The organism is Vibrio barjaei (assembly GCF_001639065.2).
GTDB lineage: Bacteria > Pseudomonadota > Gammaproteobacteria > Enterobacterales > Vibrionaceae > Vibrio > Vibrio barjaei.
In genome coordinates this window covers 48,019-67,521 of sequence record NZ_LQXO02000039.1, presented here as the reverse complement: position 1 = coordinate 67,521, position 19,503 = coordinate 48,019, and the positions used below count along the sequence as shown (strand labels likewise).

Sequence of the window (19,503 nt, the reverse complement as noted above, 5' to 3'; positions counted from 1 at the left end):
GCTTGCTAAGCAATAAGCTTAAGTAGTTCTTTATCAGTTTTATTTAGGTCGTGATTAGACTTTATCATTCTAATCGTTCTGTTATGACCTTGTATAAGTAAGGTTTCAGTAGTGAGGTACGACCCATGTTTTTGAACACCATCAAGGAGGTCACCTTTGGTAATACCCGTTGCGCAGAACACAATATTATCGGTTTTCACCATGTCATTGAGCGATAAGATAACATTTTCACTTACCCCCATCTCCTGACAGCGTTGGCGCTCTGATTGGGCATGTTTGATATTGGCTAAGGTTTCACCTTTGACGACATCACGCGTTAATAATCGAGCCTGCATGTCTCCATCTAATGCACGTATTACCGCTGCTGTTACAACACCTTCAGGTGCTCCACCAATACAGTACATCATATCAACATCGCTTTCTGGCATGCATGTTAGCAGAGAGGCGGCGACATCCCCATCTGGGAAAGCATAGACTCTCACGCCCATCGATTGCATGGTGTGAATGATGGCATCGTGTCTCGGTTTAGCGAGCGTTGCCACAACAATATCTTTTAATGGTTTATCGAGTTGCTTAGCGATAGCGAGAACATTCTCTTCAATAGAGAGCGTTAAATCTAACGCACCTTTCGCCTCTGGGCCGACAACTAATTTTTCCATATACATGTCGGGAGCTTGAAGTAGTGTACCTTTTTCAGCGGCAGCTAACACCGCGAGGGCATTCGATTGTCCCATTGCGGTCATTCGTGTCCCTTCAATGGGGTCAACAGCAATGTCAATAGCAGGTCCGCCTTTCCCTAACTGTTCGCCAATATACAGCATGGGGGCATCGTCGATTTCTCCTTCCCCAATGACAATAGTCACGTCGATATGTGAGTCGTTAAGTTGGTGTCTCATTGCAGCCACCGCTGCGTCGTCAGCTTTGTTCTTATCTCCACGTCCCAGCCATTTGTATCCGGCTAGAGCTGCTGACTCAGTTACTTGAGAAAGTGTTAAACCTAATTCGTTATGCATTTTGGTAAGTCCTTTTGTTATAGCTATTGTTCATATGTTCAATCAATATAACATCTGAACAATATATTTAGAATGTTAATGTTCTCATTTCTTTGTTTGTATGAACAAACCACCAAACTGGGTGTTTTAGCAGTATTTAAGTAGAGTTAAAGCTCTATTTTAATGGTGTTAACAAAGCCATGTTTTTATTTTAAGTTATTGAATATTAATAAATTAATTTTTATATTGTGATCTCTAGCTCGTTCTGTTTTATAAAAGTTACTTCCGTTTGTTAAATTGGATTTAGGCTAGGTTGATCACGATAATGTTAATAAATTGTATTGTTTTGGTGACTAATATCTCATTTAAAAGATGTTCATCTGTAACTATTTTGAATAAAAGTTCAATATCATTTGTAATCTATGTGGACAAATGAACGTAAGGATGGCGACATGATTGCAATTGGGTGTGATGACGCAGCAATAGATCTAAAGGAGTGCTTGAAAGCTCATTTAGCTGCGAAAGGTATTGAATATGTCGACTATGGAATCGACCCAGATAACGCATCACTGTATCCGGACATTGCTAAAGAAGTGAGCTTAGCGGTGAGTGCAGGAAAGCATGAACGCGGCATTATTCTTTGTGGTACCGGAATAGGTGTATCTATCGTGGCAAATAAAGTACCAGGTATTCGAGCTGCACTTTGTCACGATACGTTCTCTGCTGAGCGAGCGCGTAAGAGCAACGATGCCCAAATTATCACTATGGGTTCTCGCGTGATTGGTTCTGAGCTCGCAAAAGCGATATTAGACACTTGGTTAGATTCAGAGTTTTCTGACGGACCTTCGACCCCTAAGGTAAATAGAATTAAGGAGATAGAGAAAGAATTTATTGGATAACCCTCCCTCAATGTTTAATGGAATAACGTGGAAACTAAAATGAAAAAAACAACACTTACTTTTACTGCACTCGCTGTATCTGCCGTTCTATCTTCAGCAGCATTTGCTAAAGACCTAAAAGTTGCGACCAGTGCGCAGGTAGGTTCACTTCAATACAACACGACACAATACTTTACTGAAGTGGCAAACGAAGAATTCAAGAAGCAAGGCATTGACTACAACCTCAAGTTTTTTGGTGCAGCTCAGTTAGGTAAAGACAAAGATGTTCAACAGAAGTTGAAGCTAGGCACAGTCGACTTGGCTCTACTTACTTCAACACTACCAACGCACGTATCGGAAATGGCGTTGTTTGAATTACCATTTTTAGTCTCAGATCGTGACCATGTCGCTAAGATCGAGGAGCAAGTATTCTGGCCATATATCGCGCCAGCTGCTGAGAAGAAAGGCTACAAAGTCATCGGTTTTTGGGAAAACGGCTTTAGAAACATTACTAATGCGCAGCGCCCGGTTAACACACCAGAAGATCTTGATGGTTTGAAAATTCGTACGCCAAACAGTTCATGGCGCGTGAAGATGTTCAAAAATTGGGGGGCTAACCCAACGCCTATGAGCTTCAGTGAGGTATTCATTGGTCTACAAACTGGCGTTATCGATGGACAAGAAAACCCTTATACCAACATCTACGCCGCAAAATTGCATGAAGTACAAGGCTATTTGAGTGTGACAAACCACGTATACACTCCAGCTTACTTAACAGCAGGTGCGCGTCATTATGGCAAATTCCCTGATGAAGTACGTGCGGTACTAGAAGACTCTGCAAAGCAAGCGCAGCAGTGGGGTTATCAAGAAGCCGCGAAGCTAGAAGGCGAGCTAAAAGACAAACTGGTTGCTGGTGGTATGAAGCTTAATGTAGCGAACCGTCAAGCCTTCGTTGATGCAAGCCAACCTATCTACGACGATTTTGTGAAAAACGTAAATAACGGCGAAGTCATGCTGAATAAAGCAATGGCAACAGCTAACTAAGAAGTCCCTTGGCTGCACCCTAGGTGCAGCCACTCATGTGTTTTTCGCGAGGTTTTATGATGTCTTTTCTAGCTGTGTTAAATAGAGTTTCTAGCGTTCTAGAAAAAGTGTTGATCGCTATTTCCATGACGATCTTACTCGCACTCAGCACCATTATTATTGTTGCTGTTTTTTCGCGTTTTAGCGGTGCTTCTCTTTATTGGTACGACGAAGTCTCCGCGATTTTGTTGGCCTGGCTGACATTCTATGGTTCGGCGCTGTGCGCTATTAAACGCTCTCATATGGGCTTTGGCGGCTTAGTGGCGAGTATGGCGTTGCCACTACGTAAAGCACTGTTTTTGTTCAGTGAACTGGTGGTGATTGGATTCTTTGCCGTGATTGCTTGGGCCAGTTACTACATTCTAGAAATTTTCGGGGACGAGACACTAACCAGTCTCGACTTTATTACGCTTTCCTTTGCTCAATCTGCGTTACCTATCGGAGCGGTGCTATTTATTGTGGCTCAACTTTGCTCATTACCAAAGGCATGGAATTTACTTTGTGACGGTTCAACGCAAGAAGATGAAGAAATCAAAGAAGCAATTCGTGATGCCAAAAAGGATATGTCAGAAGCAATGGAGGCTGTGAAATGAGTGCGTTAGTCGTTTTGTTTTGTTTGATCGCTTTAGTAATGATTAATGTGCCAATTGGTGTTGCTATCGGAGCGGTCGCTGTTGTAGGGATGGTTGCGACGTCAGGCATTGACGCAATTTACAACGCCGCGCTGGCGATGTTTGAAGGTGGCTCTAAATTCACGCTACTGTCTATTCCATTATTTGTCTTCGCTGGTGCACTAATGAACACCGGTGGTATTTCTCTTCGATTGATCAATTTCGTTAACGCCATTGTAGGCTTCGTTCGTGGCGGCCTATCTATGGTAAACGTTGGTGTCTCGATGATTTTTGCTGAGATTTCTGGCTCAGCAGTGGCCGACGTTGCCGCGCTAGGTTCTATCTTGATTCCCGCGATGAAAAAACGTGGTTACTCAGGAAGCTTTTCTGCGGCGGTCACATCGTCTTCAGCTTCTCTAGCAGTGATAATTCCACCATCGTTACCAATGATTATTTACGGTGCGATGGCCGATGTGTCGATTTCACAGCTGTTTGTGGCAGGTATCGTATCGGGTCTTCTTGGTGCAGCAGGTATGTTTGGAGTGTGTTACTACTACGCGGTCAAATACAACTTGCCAAGAGAAGAGTCGTTTAGCCTTCGTAAGCTTTGGGTAGCATTTAAAGATGCATTTTGGGCACTAACACTACCGTTCGCTATTCTTGGCGGCATCCTTTCAGGCTTTATGACCGCGACGGAAGCAGCGGGCATTGCGGTATTGCTAGCGTTAGTGATCAGCATCTTTATCTACCGCGAGATGGACCTAAAACTGTTCTATAAAGCGATGATGGAAGGGGTTACAGGTACATCAGTAGTGATGCTTCTCGTCGCAACTTCAGCAGTACTTGGTCTGTTCCTAACCGAGCAAGAAGTGCCGCAACAAATGGCAGCTGGCATCTTAAGTATCTCTGAAAACAAGTACGTTGTTCTCATGATGCTTAACGTGATGCTCTTAATTGTTGGTGTGTTCCTGCACGGCGCCGCGGCCATCATTCTAACTGTACCTATAGTACTTCCACTGATTCATGAATTAGGCATCGACCCAATTCACTTCGGAATTATGCTGGCACTGAATATCTCTATTGGTCAACAAACGCCGCCTGTGGCAAGTGTTCTTATCACGGCCTGTTCTATCGCGAAACGAGACATTTGGCAGGTAACAAAAGTCAACGCACTGTTCATCGGAGTACTGTTCTTTGTGCTGCTACTGGCAACGTACGTACCCGCGCTCTCTGTAGGTTTTGTGGACTTCATTTATAAATAACTTTCAAGGAATTACAACATGACTAAACCGACTATTGCTCTTGTATTAGGTGACCCTTCCGGAATTGGCCCTGAAGTTGCGGTTAAGGTGCTCGCTGACGAGGCAAACAGACAGCAAGCCAATATTCTTATCATTGCCGACGAGTATGAGCTTCGCAAAGGCATGGACATCGCACAAGTGACGTTTGATTACGATGTGGTTGATTCATTCGAGCAAGCCAACTTTGTCGACAATAAGCCTGTGTTATTGAAATTTGGCAGCTCTCATGCCGAGCCTATTGAGTACGGTAAAGCTACGGCGCAAGGCGGAACTTATGTACTTGAAACACTCAAGATAGCGGTTGACTTAACCTTGGCTCATAAAACCCATGGCATTTGCTTCGCACCTTTGAATAAGCAAGCGATGAGCATGGCAGGTCTGGCTCACCGTGATGAACTGTCGTGGTTTGCAGAGCTGACTGGCTATCAAGGATTTGGCTGTGAAGTCAACGTTGTCGACGACATTTGGGCGGGTCGCGTTACCTCTCATATCCCATTCAAGAATGTTGTAAATAATCTCACGGTTGATTCGGTTTTAGAAACCATTGAGCTGATGGACAAAACATTGCGCTCTGCAGGTTTTGAGTCGCCACGAATTGCCGTTCAAGCCCTTAACCCACACGGTGGGGAAGGTGGACTGTTCGGTGATGAGGAAATTACCACTATTACACCGGCAATTGAAAAAGCGAAGCAAAAAGGCATCGAAGCATTCGGGCCATTCCCTGGTGACACGACTATGTGGGTTGTAGAGAAAGAATCGATGAACTCGATTGTTTCTATGTACCACGACCAAGGCGCGACAGCGCTGAAAATGATGGGCTTTGACCGCGGCGTCACGGTTCAGGGCGGTATTCCAATTCCAATTGCCACCGCTAACCACGGCTCTGCCTTTGATATTTACGGCAAGAACGTTGCCTCAACGCCTGCAATGGAAAATGCACTGAAGCTGACCACTCGAATGGCGACAAGTTATCAACTAAAACAACAATAAAATAAATGGTGAACCCCATGAGAAAGCCAAAAAAACTGATTAATGATCCAATGGCGGTGGCAAGAGAGCAATTTGACGGTCTCTTGGTTGCAATGAATGGCAAGCTAGAAGGATTACCGGGTATTACCGCGGCAATGCGTACTGATTTTCCTCAGGATAAAGTCGCTATCGTGACTGGTGGTGGCGCAGGTCACGAGCCATTATTTGCAGGCTACGTCGGCAAGGGACTCGCGGATGCGGCGGCGTTGGGTGATATTTTTGCTGCTCCTGCACCAAACGTGATTTTGCAGACGACTGAAGCGGTCAACAATGGCAACGGAGTAATTTACATTTACGGAAACTATGCGGGCGACAATATGAACTTTGATATTGCTGCCGAACTTGCTGACGATGATGACATCAAAACTCACACCATTCGTGTTTGGGATGATGTGGCTTCTGCACCGTTAGAAAAAATCGAAGAAAGACGTGGTACGGCGGGTGATTTGTACGTGCTAAAAATCGCTGGTGCAGCGTCTGAAAAATACGATGACTTTGACCAAATTGTGGCAGTGACTGAACGCGCTCGCGACTACACCCGTTCAATTGGCGTGGCATTGTCGGCGGGCTCAGTACCACAAACCAATACCTTTAACTTTGAACTGCCAGATGATGAGCTAGAAATTGGTATGGGTTTGCATGGTGAACCGGGTGTGTCCCGCGAGAAAATGACCTCTGCTGACGACGTCGTCACCCGTCTCATTAATGATCTGTGCACTGACCTTCCGTATCAATCTGGCGATGAAGTGTGCCTTTTGGTCAATAATCTAGGCGCATCGACTTATATGGAACTTCTGATTGCGACCAAGCAAGCGCATGCCCTTCTGGCAGAGCGTGGCATCACGGTTCATGACACGTTAGTGGGCAACTACTGTACGTCTCAGGAAATGTCTGGCTACTCAATTACTTTATTAAAACTGGATGATGAGCTGAAAGCGCTCTACGACCTACCTTGTGAATCATTTGCTTTGAGGAAATAACAATGGATGTATTAACGGCGAAAAACATGATGGCTTATGTGGCAAAGAACATGGTCGATAGCGAACCTATGCTGACTAAGTATGACCAAGCGATTGGTGATGGCGACCACGGCATAGGTATGGAGCGAGGCTTTCTAGCCGTTCAGACGCTGCTGACGGACGAATTTCAACCAGAAGATGTCAGTAAGCTGATGCTGAAAATTGGCTCTACTATGATGGCTACCATGGGCGGGGCTTCTGGGGCGATCTTCGGTACCTTGTTCCGTAGCGGTGCTAAGTCCATCAAAGGTGCAGAGCAACTGGATACCGAAACATTGGCGACATTCTTAGCCGGCGGTTTGCAAGGTGTTTATCACCGTGGTGGTGCAAAACCAGGGGATAAGACGATGATTGATGCCCTAGTAGCAGCTGTTGAAGCATCTGAAAAACTTTCTGGTGACTTGACGAAAAACCTACCTGCAATTGCTGCTGCCTCCAAGCAAGGTGTTGAAGCAACTAAAGATATGATTGCCACAACTGGTAAAGCGAAAACTCTTGGTGAGCGTTCACTGGGTCATCCAGATCCAGGCGCGGTATCTATGTCTCTTATCTTACAGTTCATGTCTGAATATGCGTGCGAGCAGGTTCCAGCATGAAGAAAATCTGGGTCGGCACAAGCTGGAAAATGAACAAAGACGCTGCCTCGGCAGCGTCATGGGCAGCGGCAGTGGAACAGGCGGTTGAACGGTCAGATGACCGAATTCAACCTTTTGTTATTCCGCCATTCCCTTACCTTTCTCAAATGGCACAAACGATACATGCAGAAGCGATAAAACTTGGCGCACAGAATATGTGCTGGCAAGACAGCGGAGCGTTTACCGGTGAAGTGTCACCATTGATGCTGAAAGATTGTGGTGTCTCTATTGTGGAGATCGGTCATTCTGAGCGACGCGCTATGTTCGGCGAGACGGACAAAACCGTCAATCTTAAAGTGCTTGCGGCTTTAAAGCATGGCCTAACACCACTGGTTTGTGTCGGTGACACCGCAGACGAAAAGATGTGGGGCGTATCAGTAGAGTCTGTTGTGCGTCAGGTTAAGATTGCGTTGTATGACGTTCCTCTAGACAAAGTCGCCAACGTTGTCCTCGCTTATGAGCCTGTATGGGCAATTGGAGAAGGAGGTACTCCGGCGACCAAAGAAGAAGCCGAAACGGTACATCGCGCAATCCGTGATGCACTGGTGGAGTGCTATGGTCAAGAGATCGCGGATAATGTGGTACTTCTATACGGTGGTAGCGTCAATCTAACTAATGCCTCGGAGCTACTAGACCAAGCCAATATTGATGGCGTGTTTGTTGGTCGTACGGCTTGGAATGCCGAAGGCTACGTTGAGCTGCTCAGTATTGCCAATAGCAAGTTGGAGCACTAACGATGGAGCAAGTGAAGTTACTATCACTCATTGTGCTTGGGCTACTAGCCGCTAAAGCGTTACCAATCATGACGAAACATCGCATTGATTGGAGCCGAAATATTGCCTTTAGCTATCTTACGCCTTGTTTGTTCTTTACTTCACTTGTTCACGCCGATCTCTCTCAACTTCCTTCGCCAAAGCTACTGGCGACTTATGGTTTGGGGTTGGGAGGTTTATTTTTTGCTGTCCGTCTTTGGCTCTTCGTCAAAGGCAATGACACCGCAGCGGCGGCGACGATCAAATCGATTTCTGCGCTGTATCCTAATGCCGTTGGTATTGGTGTGCCATTGGTGTTCTCACTGTATGGTCCAGAAGCTGAACTGATTTTAATGGGAATTATCGTGACCAATTTGGTCGTGGTGTTGCCCTTGGTCAACATACTTATGATTCGTTCGGGGGAGCCGGGTTTCTACTCTTATAAAAAAGTTGTGACTGACCCGATTCTACTCGCAATTGCCACTGGGTTATTGATTAATGTATGGGGCATTACTCTTTATCCGGCAGTTGTTGATGGCTTAGCGCTCATTGGCTGGGCCGCTCTTCCGGTTATTTTATTCATTCTTGGAGCAAGCCTAAGTTGCTATCCGTTCCGTGCATTGATGCAAGAGAAAGTGTTACTGCTTCTTGCAGTGAAAATCGTTGTATTTCCACTAACAATGCTGCTTTTCGCGAGTTTTGTATTTCAACTTTCTCAAATAGAAGTTCAAGTTTTGGTGATTTTGGCCAGTCTGCCAACGGGTATAAACGTGTACTTATTGTCTGAGCGATATCAGGTGGCAAAGGAAGCAACGGCGAGCGTGATACTGTTCACCACTATGCTCTCGTTGGTGTCGCTCGTGACATGGGAAAAGGTGCTCCAAGTAACATAATTAAGGGATTAATGTGATGGGAATATTAGATAGATTAGCCATCAACACAGCGATTTTTGATGGGCATGACTTAAAAACGTCGCTGAAAACAATCAGTCAATTGGGCGTGGGCAAAGTCGAATTTGCTTTCAATCAAGGCTATGTTGGTCAACTTGACAGTGACATGTTCTCCGAGAGCCATGCTCAATACTTACTGTCACTATTGGACAAAGAGCAACTTAAAACAGATGCGCTGGGCTGTACCATGAATTTAGCTGCACCAAGCGCGATCGATGATTTTATGATGAGAATCGATTTCGCTCATCACCTTGGAGTGACTTATCTCAATACCTGTACCGGCCCAATTGCCGATCGTGCAACCATTATCGCCAATCTTAAAGTGTTATCGGAATACGCCAAAGACAAGGGGTGTGTCATTTGTATTGAGAACGGTGGTGACCATAACTTTAATGCGTTTGCGACGGCTCACGATGGCGTTCGAATGCTTTCAGAGGTTAACCATGACGCGTTGGCGCTAAACTTCGATCCGGGTAACTCAGTCTCTCTTGTGCCCAACTTAAGCCCGAGTGAAGAAGCTAAGATGGCGCTACCTTTCTGTCAGCATTTCCATATTAAAGATGTGCAAATTCATGATGACAAGTTTACGTTCCCAGCTCTTGGGCAGGGGGTAATTAACTTTGAACCCATTATTCAGACGCTGGCTAACCGTCAATTACCATTCAGTATTGAAAAGCCACTGCGTATGTATCGACGCAAAGACACCTTCCCAATTCGTGGGCGCTCCCCAGAAAGTATGGAAAACATTGTAGCGGCACTGAAATCTAGTGTGTCCTACATTCAACAACTTGCCGAACAATAACAAAGGTTTTCTTATGCCAATTAGCTGTATCAAAGATGTACTTGAAGACTACAAACAAGGAAAAATGGTCATCCTAATGGATGATGAAGATCGTGAAAATGAAGGTGATATTATGATGGCGGCTGAGTGCATCTCAGCCCAAGATATCAACTTTATGGCAACTCATGGTCGAGGGCTAATTTGTCTCACATTAACGCAGCAGCGTTGCCAAGAGTTAAATTTGTTTCCTATGGTTCAAAATCCTACTGAGCCTTGGGCAACGGCTTTTACCGTATCGATTGAAGCAGCACAAGGCGTTACCACTGGCATTTCTGCTGAGGACCGAGCAGTGACTGTACAGGCTGCTGTTGCCAAAGGTGCGCAACCTCAAGACTTAGTGCAACCGGGGCATATTTTCCCGTTGGCGGCCAAAGATGGCGGGGTGTTGGTTCGCGCTGGGCATACAGAGGCAGGCTGCGATTTAGCAAGATTAGCCGGTCACGAACCAGCATCAGTTATCGTTGAGATCCTCAATGACGACGGCACCATGGCTCGACGTCCGCAATTGGAAATGTTTGCTGAAAAGCACGGTATTAAATTAGGGACGATTGCCGATCTTATCGAATACCGAAACGCGACAGAAACGACCATTGAGCGCGTTGCAAGCTGTCAGATCCCAACAGAATTTGGTGAGTTCTCGATGGTGACTTACAAAGACACTGTGGATAACCAAATTCACCATGCCATGGTGAAGGGGAGTATTGATGAGCAGCCGACTAACGTTCGAGTCCATGTGAAAGACACTTTCCAAGATGTGCTGTTTTCTACTCGCGAATCGCAATCGTCATGGACACTAAACAAAGCCATGGCCACCATTGCTGATCGAGGAGGGATATTGGTGATCCTCGAAGGGCAGGATAGTTCTGAGTCGCAGATAGCAAAAGTAAAACGTTATCAGGCACTAGACCAAGGGGAAAACTACCCACAAAATAAGAAAACCAGCACCTCACGAAAGGTGGGCGTTGGTTCACAGATACTTGCTGACCTCGGCGTCTCCAAGATGAATCTCCTGTCTTCGGCAGACAAAAAATACCACTCGTTGTCTGGCTTTGGTTTGGAGGTTGTGGATTATGTTGAACCCAGTTAATAGTTAACCAGACACTAATAATCAAAAAGCAGCTTTCGGGCTGCTTTTTTGCTTGTTGGTTTAGAGCAGTTAGATTGGCAGAACCATCTTATGGCTTTCAAAAAGGGACTTCTATAGAATGGCGACAAACTTAACCTAGGATGCGCTAAAAGCGGATGAATAGTAGTCTCAAATACATTGCGGGGTATCCGCAAAACCTTATTGAACAAGTATCTTCACTAATTGAAAGCGGGCGTTTTGTTGCGTGGTTTGAAAAGCGTTATCCAGAGCGTCATCAAATCCAGAGTGAAAAAGCGTTGTTCGATTACACCATGGATATCAAACAGCGCTACATGAAAAAAACAGCGCCGATTTCAAAAGTCATTTGGGACAATAAAATTCATTTGATAAACAACGCGCTTGGTTTGCACACTTACGTGTCCCGCTCCCATGGTGGCAAGCTAAAATCTAAGAACGAAATTCGCATTGCTAGCGTGTTTAAACATGCGCCGGAGCCATTATTGCGGATGCTAGTGGTGCACGAACTTGCTCATATCAAAGAAAAAGAGCACGATAAATCGTTTTACCAATTATGCTGTCATATGGAGCCTGATTATCATCAGCTAGAGTTCGATGCGCGCCTATTTATGATCTATCAGGAGCTTAAGCATGAAGACCGAAAATAATAAACGCGCCAACAGCAAATCGGGTCACACTAAGAAGAACAAGATGGTGAGCTCAGATACTAAGCTAGTTAAGCGTCATGCAGAGGGTCTTCACAAAGACAACTTTCACCAGGGCCGCTACGATTTTGTAAAGCTCACGCAAGCACTCCCTGAACTGAAGGACTCTGTTATCAGCAATCCTAAAGGGGAGGCGACGATCATGTTCTCCGACCCTGCTTCGGTTAAGCTGCTCAATCGCGCACTGCTCAAGGCCTACTATGGTATAAACTTTTGGGACATTCCTGAGAGTTATTTGTGTCCTCCTATTCCCGGCAGAGCGGATTATGTTCATCGCCTTAATGAGTGGCTGCAATATGACTTAATGCGAGAGCAGTCTGAGAAAGCTCGTCTTAAGGTTAAAGCGCTTGATATTGGTACTGGCGCAAACTGCATCTATCCGATTGTTGGTGCGACACGTCATCACTGGAATTGGGTAGGATCTGACATTGACCCTATCTCGGTGAACTGTGCCAAAGAGATCGTCAATAACAACGACAAACTGGCGCGGAAAATTGAGATTCGACATCAGCAAAACAGCAATCATATGTTTGCTGGTGTGATTGCTTCTGATGATTTTTTCGTCGCTACCACTTGCAATCCTCCTTTCCATAAGTCGATGGAAGACGCGCAAAAAGGCACAGAGCGGAAAAACAACAATCTCTCGAAAAATCAAAAGTCGCGTGGTCAATACGGTGCAGCCAAGTTGGATGGGAAGCTCAATTTTGGTGGGCAAAATGCAGAGCTGTGGTGTCCCGGAGGAGAGGAAGCGTTTGTACTTAATATGGCTCAGGAAAGTAAAGAGTTTTCATCACAAGTGATTTGGTTTAGCACCTTACTATCCAAAAAAGACAATATTCGCCCACTTAGAAAGCGTCTAGAAAAACTAGGTGTCTCTGAAATTGTGATTCAAGAAATGGCACAAGGGCAGAAGAAAAGTCGTTTCTTGGCATGGACGTTTATGTCAGCAGAAGAAAGAAAAGATAAGGTCAAAGCACTACTTTGATACGTTAACTTGCTCAAGCAAGGCTTGGTACTTGTTGACTAAAATCCAGTTCTCTGATTTCCGCTCAAGCTCGATTAATAACTCAAGGTTGTTTCGCTGATAACCATAGCGTTGACTAAAGTCGAGCAATCTCAATCGAGCTTGAGGCAATTGGTCCTGTTCTATTTCTAACGCCGCTAATTGCAAACTGGAGACGGGACGTAGTGGTTGGTGTTCAACTGATTTGTTGAAATAGTATTTGGCTTGATGACTTTTTTGCGCTTTTAGAGCGCATAAACCAGCATTTTCATAGGTCTCAGCGACAGCATAGTAGCTAGGTTTGTTGAGCGCTTGATTAAATAAGGCATCAGCTCTTTGAAACTCTCCTTGCTTACACAGAAAAGTACCATAGTTATTGTAAACATTGCCGTTGTTTGGGTGTTCTTTAAGCGCTTTCTTGTATAGCTCTGCCGCTTTATCAACTTCTCCGACTACATCGAAATAGTACGCTAAAGACAAACTGCTTTTGTAGTAGTGGGGTGCATATTTCATGGCTTTTTCTAAGCTTTGACGTGCTTTGGAATATTGTTCAAGTTTGATGTAGCTAAGACCCAAAGCAATACGTGTATCAGCCATATTTATTGGTGTGTGTTGAGTATTGGTATTATCCTCCTGAACGGTAACACAGCCACTCAATGTCATCGAGGCGAGCATTACGATGTGAGCATGGCTTTTCATAGTTCTGTTTCAAATTCCTTAATGTCAAACCGCGATTTCGTCTGTTCATCATAAGTCGATGTCGTATCGAACGTAGGAAATCGGGGTAACCGTGCGAGCGAATCGTCAAAACTTAACGATGGTTGTGAAGTTCGAGCAAGTCATTTTGCTTATAAAGTAGTCATTTAAGATAGAATAATGACTCTAATCTATATCTATTGTGTGAACTTCGTTAGAGTACTCGAGATAAAATAAATAGGTGTAATAGCAATGAGCACAAATAACAAACCTTGGTTAAAGACGTATCCCGATGATGTTCCTGAGTTTGTCGATATCGACCAATACACCAACATCAATGAGATGTTCGTTAAGCCGTTCGAGCAATTCGCGGACAACACGGCGTTTGTCAACATGGGACATTCACTCACGTATCGCGACTTAAACGAGAAAAGTGATGCTTTTGCTGCCTATCTTCAGAACGAACTTAAGGCGAAAAAGGGCGATAGAATTGCGCTGATGATGCCGAACTTACTGCAATATCCAATCACCATTCTTGGTGCGTTGAAGGCAGGACTTGTTGTGGTTAATGTCAACCCGCTATACACGCCAAGAGAGCTGGAGCATCAGCTGCGTGACTCGGGTGCGACGATCATTGTGGCGGTGACTAACTTTGGTAACAGCTTACAACAGGTCATTGCTAAGACCAGCATTAAGCATGTCATCTTGACGAGCATTGGTGATGAACTCGCACCACATAAACGAACGTTAGTGAACTTTGTGGTTAAGTACGTGAAAAAAATGGTGCCTAAGTACCATTTGCCTGGGGCGATTTCATTAAGACGTGCACTTACTGACGGTAAACGTATGGACTTTAACCCACCTTTGATTGAAAGCGGTGACCTTGCTTATCTTCAGTACACTGGCGGCACCACAGGTCTTGCGAAAGGGGCAATGCTAACTCATAGAAACATCATTGCGAACGTGCTGCAAGTCTATGGCCATTTCGGTCCTAGAACTTCTAAAGACAAAGAGCGTGCGGTGACTCCTTTACCGCTTTACCACATCTTTGCCAATTCAGTCAGTATGATGTTAATGATGTACATGGGTGGTAGCAACCTCTTGATTACGAACCCTCGTGATTTGAATAGTTTTGTCAGTGACTTAAGTAAATATCCGTTCACGATGATATTTGGGCTTAATACGTTATTTGCGGCATTGAACAATCACGCCAAATTTAGAGAGTTGGATTTCTCCAATGCTGAGTTCACCATTGCTGGTGGCATGGCAACTCAAAAACACATCGCAGACGAATGGCAAAAGATTACAGGGATGCCAATCATTGAAGGCTACGGTTTGACGGAATGCTCGCCTGTAGTTGCAGGTGGTGTTCATACACAGCAATCCTACGTGCCTGCGGTAGGAGTTCCCCTGCCAAGTACTGAACTGCGTATCGTAGATGAAAACGGTCAACCACTGGGTGTAAACGAAGTCGGAGAGATTCAAATCCGTGGTGACCAAGTAATGAAAGGCTATTGGAAGCAAGAAGCGGAAACCAGCGCTATATTAACCAAAGATGGCTGGTTGTATTCGGGCGATATTGGTCGTATGGACGAAGACGGCATCTTCTATATCGAAGACCGTAAGAAAGATATGATTTTGGTTTCTGGATTTAATGTGTTCCCAACCGAAATTGAAGAGGTAGCGACGTTACACCCTAAAATTGTTGAGGCTGCAGCGGTAGGCGTGCTTGATGATGTAGCAGGGGAACGCGTCAAGTTAGTCGTAGTGACTAGTGGTCCAGTTACCGTTGATGACATTAAGAAACACTGTCGTCAGCATCTTACAGGATACAAGATCCCTAAAGTGATTGAGTTTAGAGATGAGCTGCCAAAAACCAACGTGGGTAAAATATTACGTCGAGTTCTACGTGATGAATAAGATCGAACAGCTCACGCAATAGCCGGATAAAATTGGCGCTCTGCATATTCATAAGCCACACTTTTAGTGTGGCTTTGTTTATTAGGAGGCAGCGATGAAAAACGAACTGGACCCCGGAAAAGTACTTCAAGCCTACGACAACATAATGGAACATGGCACTGATACAGAGTTTGGCAAGATCTATGGCGGTGTTGAAGCGTTCTCAGATTATGATGGTTATAACGTGTATATGAGAGGTAATGGTGTAGAGCTGAAAGTGGGCTTTCACAATACCTATCATTTGGAATACGACCAAGAACACTTACGTGATAGCTTTTTGAAAAAAGTAGCGTTGTTAGCGAAGTAGAATCGTAGGAATACAGATGATATCTCCCCTATAGCAGGGGAGATGGGTAGATGTTGCCGTGACAGGATTTAGAAAATAGGTCGCAAGACAGTTTTACTCGTCTGTGGTAAACGCATCTGCACTGAAGTGTTCCAAATCGTAAGGCGTTTGCTGGTATACGCAGTAGTTGAGCCAGTTGGCAAACAACAAGTGGCCATGACTGCGCCAGCTCGCGATAGGTTTATTATCAGGATTGTTGTTCGGATAATAATTGACCGGAATTGCGGGCTCCATACCTTCACCAAGGTCACGGACATACTCGCCATGTAAAGTGTGTGAGTCGTACTCAGGGTGACCTGTCACAAATACATTTCGTTTGTCCTTGGTTGCTGCAAGGTAGACACCAGCTACATCTGACGTCGCTAGAATATCTAGATCCGTATGTGACTCCAGATACTCGGGCGAGAAATCTGCGTAGCGCGAATGGGGTGCAAGGAAAGAATCATCAAAACCACGAAGTAGCGGGTGGTATTGATGCTGAATAGTATGGTGGTAAACACCAGACAGTTTCTCTTTGCGAGTTCTTTTCGGCAAATCGAATAACAGCTTCAGTCCCGCTTGAGCCGCCCAGCACACATACAGAGTAGAGGTTACGTGCTTATTAGCCCAATTCATAATGGTTTGCAGATGTTCCCAGTAAATCACGTCTTCAAATTGAACTAAACCGAGTGGTGCCCCGGTAATAATAAGTCCATCGAAGTTACGATCTTTGATCGTTTCAAACTGACGGTAGAAGGTATCTAGGTGTTCCGTTGGTGTGTTCTTGCTTGGTCTGTCATCAATGCGCAGCAGCTCGACATCAACTTGTAGTGGACTATTAGAAAGCAATCTTAGGAACTGGGTTTCCGTTTCAATTTTCTTTGGCATCAAATTGAGGATCAGTACTTTGAGTGGTCGAATTTCCTGCGTGGCAGCACGGGTCTCCGACATCACGAAGATATTTTCGTTTCTCAATACGTTGGATGCAGGCAGTTGATCGGGAATCTTAATTGGCACAGCTTTCTCCCTAAGCTAATGTTTGGTCATCTGGACGTCTATACATCTAAAGTTAACGCAAACGTTTTTGCTTGTCGATAGTTAATTTTAGTTCAATTCGAGTATGACCAACGAATCAAACCGTGTACTGAGCCTGAAATTGGGTACAATGCATGGCTCTATACGTTTGAAGGTATCAACAATTGAAATTGACGCTTATCCGGGGCTTACCTGGCTCGGGAAAAACAACGTTAGCAAAGACGTATGATGCACAACATTTCGAAGCAGACATGTATTTTGTTAATGATCACGGAGACTACTGCTATGACCCTAGCCTGATTGAACAAGCACATTTATGGTGCCAGAAGCAGGTCAAGCAGGCTCTTGCCAAAGGTGAGGATGTAGTAGTGGCAAATACCTTCGTGCGACATTGGGAAATGAAGACGTACAAAACGCTAGCGCAGCAATTCAATGCGGATTTGGAAATTATCGTTTGTATCGGTAAATACCAAAATATCCATGGAGTTAGTGATGCTGTCATTGCTAAAATGCGTGCTCGCTGGCAAGACTGAACGCACTAAATATAGCGCTGTGTCACGCTAATGACGTATCAAATAATGCTCATCAAATAAAAGGCTCAATGGGACAATGGCTAAACGTTCACCCGTCATCGAGATGACGTCTTATGGTATCTATTCTACTTGGGATTCAGGCTCTAAAGAGCTGCCTAAAATTCAAGATTTCACCACCATAGTGCCAGCTGATGAGCACATTGAATTTGGCTTTATTGTTAATATCAAAAAGGCCAAAGGGGAGCGCGTTCGATACTGCATTTACCATCCTGGCATCGTTGGCAAGAAAGGACAGGTGTTGGAACCTTTTGATGGTGAAGAGCATATCGGCAGTAATGATTGGGATTTCTATCTGGGTGACACCATTCAGCTGCTGCACTCTATCGATGGCCTCGAAAGCAACCTAGGTGAGTGGCGCATGGTGCTTGAAATGCAAGGACGTGTGATTGCGGAGAAGAAGTTCAAAGTTACAGCAAGAGATGAAGGTCAGTTTTGGAAACATCGCGGCTTTTAATATCAGTTCGTCTCAATAGCTTCGTCCATCGAGTTGAGGATAAAGCACAAGTTATCGCAAGCGCTTCCCAATCTGGATGTACGCTCAAACGTATCCGCCGCTCTCGCAATTGGCTCGTTATTGGTCGTAAAGAGCAACTGGCATCGTTCGCATTAGATGCTGGTATAGGTTGGATATCGGTCGCGATAGAGAAAGTGTTATCGGAGTATAAGTCACCTATTCAACAAGTATTAGAGCGAAACCCTGAAGTAACCATTGCAGAACTGATGCATGAGTCGGGTTGTACGCTAGTGGAAGCTCGTGCCGCCATTGATGAATACGAAGGGCTATAAAAAACGCTGCATTCCACATATGTGAAAAGCAGCGCTAAGTTCTAGTGCTAGATTTAAGCCGTTACGTAGCCAATAACGAAGTCAGTGATTTTCACCATATCGTCAATAGCGATGTACTCTTCTGTAGTATGAACTTTTGCCATACCAGTAGAAAGGTTCACAGTTGTTAGGCCTTTACCGTTGAAGTTGTTCGCGTCACTACCACCACCAGTATGTTTGGTGTTGGCTTCGACGCCGTTTGCTTCAAAGACTTGCTTAATCTTCAGAACATGTGCGTCGTCTTCTGCGATAACAAATGCATCGTAGGCACGTGTTGATTCGATTTCAACTTCCGCACCGAATTTCTCAGCTGACGCTTGGAAAGTTTCAACCATATGGTTAACTTGAGCGGTTAACTTGTCGCTGTTTAGTGAACGTGCTTCGGCAACTACAGTTAGTTCTGGCATTACGATATTGGTTGCTTGACCACCGTTAACAGAACCAATGTTTGCTGTGGTTTCCGAATCGATGCGAAGCAGCTTCATGTTTGCGATAGCATCTGCAGCAACCATTGCTGCGCTGATGCCTTCTTCGGGAGCCAGACCTGCGTGAGCTGGACGACCTTTGATTTTAGCAACGATCTTTTGTTGACCCGGAGCACCCGTTACGATGGTTCCGATTGGGCCACCAGTATCAAGTACGATCGCGTTGCTTGATTGGATGTAGGACATATCAAAGTGTTCCGAACCGAACAGTCCACCTTCTTCGTGAACGGTGAAAGCGACTTCGATAGTTTTATGTTCGCGGTTTTGCTCTTTAAGGCAACGTACTGCTTCCATTACCGCTGCAATACCAGACTTGTCGTCTCCACCAAGAATCGTATCGCCCTTTGAGCGAATAATGCCGTCTTCAATGATTGGCTCAATGCCAATACCTGGAGTTACTGTGTCCATGTGAGCACTGAATACAATGCTACCTTCAAGCGTGCCTTCAAGGCGACCATATACATTAAACCCGTTAGTATACTGTTCTGGTACAGGAAGTTTGCTTACGGCGAAACCTAGCTCACCCAACTGTTCAGCGATAGCTTCAGCAATGGCTTTTTCATTGCCAGATTCGCTGTCGATTTTAACAAGATCAAAGAAGTGGTTAACAAGGCGGTCGGTATTTACTAGTGTCATAGGATTACTTCACGTTATGAAACAGGGACACTCACTTTACACCCTA

22 protein-coding genes are annotated in these 19,503 nt (G+C 44.9%); 18 read left to right on the top strand and 4 right to left on the bottom strand.

Going from position 1 to position 19,503, the window contains the following annotated elements; translation table 11 throughout:
• Positions 1-5 precede the first annotated feature (5 nt).
• On the bottom strand, positions 6-1,013 hold the full coding sequence (gene glpX, locus AWH66_RS18270) for a class II fructose-bisphosphatase (RefSeq protein WP_063603814.1): 1,008 nt from the start codon (positions 1,011-1,013) through the stop codon (positions 6-8).
• Between the two features lie 431 nt (positions 1,014-1,444).
• Here glpX and rpiB point away from each other — a divergent pair, with 431 nt between their 5' ends.
• The 13 genes from rpiB (at position 1,445) to rlmF (ending at position 12,885) form a co-directional block, all read left to right on the top strand.
• Positions 1,445-1,891: a ribose 5-phosphate isomerase B gene (gene rpiB, locus AWH66_RS18265; protein WP_063603815.1), complete on the top strand. Its 447-nt coding sequence runs from the start codon at positions 1,445-1,447 to the stop codon at positions 1,889-1,891.
• Between the two features lie 39 nt (positions 1,892-1,930).
• Positions 1,931-2,914: a TRAP transporter substrate-binding protein gene (locus AWH66_RS18260; RefSeq protein ID WP_006073802.1), complete on the top strand. Its 984-nt coding sequence runs from the start codon at positions 1,931-1,933 to the stop codon at positions 2,912-2,914.
• 56 nt (positions 2,915-2,970) lie between these two features.
• On the top strand, positions 2,971-3,546 hold the full coding sequence (locus AWH66_RS18255; protein ID WP_240495636.1) for a TRAP transporter small permease: 576 nt from the start codon (positions 2,971-2,973) through the stop codon (positions 3,544-3,546).
• Positions 3,543-4,826 (top strand): TRAP transporter large permease, encoded by a 1,284-nt coding sequence (locus AWH66_RS18250; RefSeq protein ID WP_063603816.1) that lies wholly within the window; start codon positions 3,543-3,545, stop codon positions 4,824-4,826. Before AWH66_RS18255 ends, AWH66_RS18250 begins: the two co-directional genes overlap by 4 nt.
• An 18-nt stretch (positions 4,827-4,844) precedes the next feature.
• Complete coding sequence (locus tag AWH66_RS18245; protein WP_063603817.1) at positions 4,845-5,855, top strand: 4-hydroxythreonine-4-phosphate dehydrogenase PdxA; 1,011 nt, start codon at positions 4,845-4,847, stop codon at positions 5,853-5,855.
• Positions 5,856-5,872: 17 nt separating this feature from the next.
• Positions 5,873-6,874, top strand: a complete 1,002-nt coding sequence (locus AWH66_RS18240) for a dihydroxyacetone kinase subunit DhaK (protein ID WP_063603818.1) — start codon at positions 5,873-5,875, stop codon at positions 6,872-6,874.
• A gap of 2 nt (positions 6,875-6,876) precedes the next feature.
• Positions 6,877-7,509, top strand: a complete 633-nt coding sequence (gene dhaL, locus AWH66_RS18235; RefSeq protein ID WP_063603819.1) for a dihydroxyacetone kinase subunit DhaL — start codon at positions 6,877-6,879, stop codon at positions 7,507-7,509.
• On the top strand, positions 7,506-8,282 hold the full coding sequence (locus AWH66_RS18230; protein ID WP_063603820.1) for a triose-phosphate isomerase: 777 nt from the start codon (positions 7,506-7,508) through the stop codon (positions 8,280-8,282). Before dhaL ends, AWH66_RS18230 begins: the two co-directional genes overlap by 4 nt.
• Positions 8,283-8,284: 2 nt before the next feature.
• Positions 8,285-9,193: an AEC family transporter gene (locus tag AWH66_RS18225; protein ID WP_063603821.1), complete on the top strand. Its 909-nt coding sequence runs from the start codon at positions 8,285-8,287 to the stop codon at positions 9,191-9,193.
• Between the two features lie 16 nt (positions 9,194-9,209).
• On the top strand, positions 9,210-10,052 hold the full coding sequence (locus AWH66_RS18220; RefSeq protein WP_063603822.1) for a sugar phosphate isomerase/epimerase family protein: 843 nt from the start codon (positions 9,210-9,212) through the stop codon (positions 10,050-10,052).
• Positions 10,053-10,065: 13 nt separating this feature from the next.
• Positions 10,066-11,178, top strand: coding sequence for a 3,4-dihydroxy-2-butanone-4-phosphate synthase (ribB, locus tag AWH66_RS18215; RefSeq protein WP_063603823.1), 1,113 nt, complete (start codon positions 10,066-10,068; stop codon positions 11,176-11,178).
• Between the two features lie 155 nt (positions 11,179-11,333).
• A complete protein-coding gene (locus tag AWH66_RS18210) occupies positions 11,334-11,843 on the top strand; it encodes a M48 metallopeptidase family protein (protein ID WP_063603824.1) in 510 nt (169 codons plus the stop codon).
• Positions 11,827-12,885 (top strand): 23S rRNA (adenine(1618)-N(6))-methyltransferase RlmF, encoded by a 1,059-nt coding sequence (gene rlmF, locus AWH66_RS18205; RefSeq protein ID WP_063603825.1) that lies wholly within the window; start codon positions 11,827-11,829, stop codon positions 12,883-12,885. Before AWH66_RS18210 ends, rlmF begins: the two co-directional genes overlap by 17 nt.
• Here rlmF and pilW read toward each other — a convergent pair.
• Positions 12,877-13,602 carry a type IV pilus biogenesis/stability protein PilW gene (gene pilW / locus AWH66_RS18200; protein ID WP_063603826.1) on the bottom strand — a complete coding sequence of 242 codons (726 nt, stop codon included), beginning with the start codon at positions 13,600-13,602 and terminating at the stop codon, positions 12,877-12,879. The genes rlmF and pilW overlap by 9 nt on opposite strands.
• A 249-nt stretch (positions 13,603-13,851) precedes the next feature.
• Between pilW and AWH66_RS18195 the strand changes: the two genes are divergently transcribed.
• Both AWH66_RS18195 and AWH66_RS18190 read left to right on the top strand, forming a co-directional pair.
• A complete protein-coding gene (locus AWH66_RS18195) occupies positions 13,852-15,519 on the top strand; it encodes an AMP-binding protein (protein ID WP_063603827.1) in 1,668 nt (555 codons plus the stop codon).
• A 94-nt stretch (positions 15,520-15,613) separates the two neighbouring features.
• The gene (locus AWH66_RS18190) at positions 15,614-15,865 is read left to right on the top strand and encodes a DUF3081 domain-containing protein (protein WP_063603828.1); all 252 of its coding nucleotides are present in this window, start codon (positions 15,614-15,616) and stop codon (positions 15,863-15,865) included.
• A 93-nt stretch (positions 15,866-15,958) separates the two neighbouring features.
• Here the strand turns inward: AWH66_RS18190 and metA are convergent, their stop codons facing one another.
• On the bottom strand, positions 15,959-16,900 hold the full coding sequence (gene metA / locus AWH66_RS18185; protein WP_038225793.1) for a homoserine O-acetyltransferase MetA: 942 nt from the start codon (positions 16,898-16,900) through the stop codon (positions 15,959-15,961).
• Positions 16,901-17,082: 182 nt separating this feature from the next.
• Here metA and AWH66_RS18180 point away from each other — a divergent pair, with 182 nt between their 5' ends.
• The 3 genes from AWH66_RS18180 to AWH66_RS18170 all read left to right on the top strand — a co-directional run bounded on the left by AWH66_RS18180 (position 17,083) and on the right by AWH66_RS18170 (position 18,297).
• Positions 17,083-17,451, top strand: coding sequence for an ATP-binding protein (locus AWH66_RS18180; protein ID WP_063603829.1), 369 nt, complete (start codon positions 17,083-17,085; stop codon positions 17,449-17,451).
• 76 nt (positions 17,452-17,527) lie between these two features.
• A complete protein-coding gene (locus AWH66_RS18175) occupies positions 17,528-17,965 on the top strand; it encodes a DUF3859 domain-containing protein (protein ID WP_063603830.1) in 438 nt (145 codons plus the stop codon).
• Positions 17,944-18,297: a ribosome recycling factor family protein gene (locus tag AWH66_RS18170; protein ID WP_063603831.1), complete on the top strand. Its 354-nt coding sequence runs from the start codon at positions 17,944-17,946 to the stop codon at positions 18,295-18,297. Before AWH66_RS18175 ends, AWH66_RS18170 begins: the two co-directional genes overlap by 22 nt.
• 53 nt (positions 18,298-18,350) lie before the next feature.
• Here AWH66_RS18170 and AWH66_RS18165 read toward each other — a convergent pair whose 3' ends face one another.
• Positions 18,351-19,457, bottom strand: a complete 1,107-nt coding sequence (locus AWH66_RS18165) for a M20/M25/M40 family metallo-hydrolase (RefSeq protein WP_063603832.1) — start codon at positions 19,455-19,457, stop codon at positions 18,351-18,353.
• Positions 19,458-19,503: the final 46 nt, after the last annotated feature.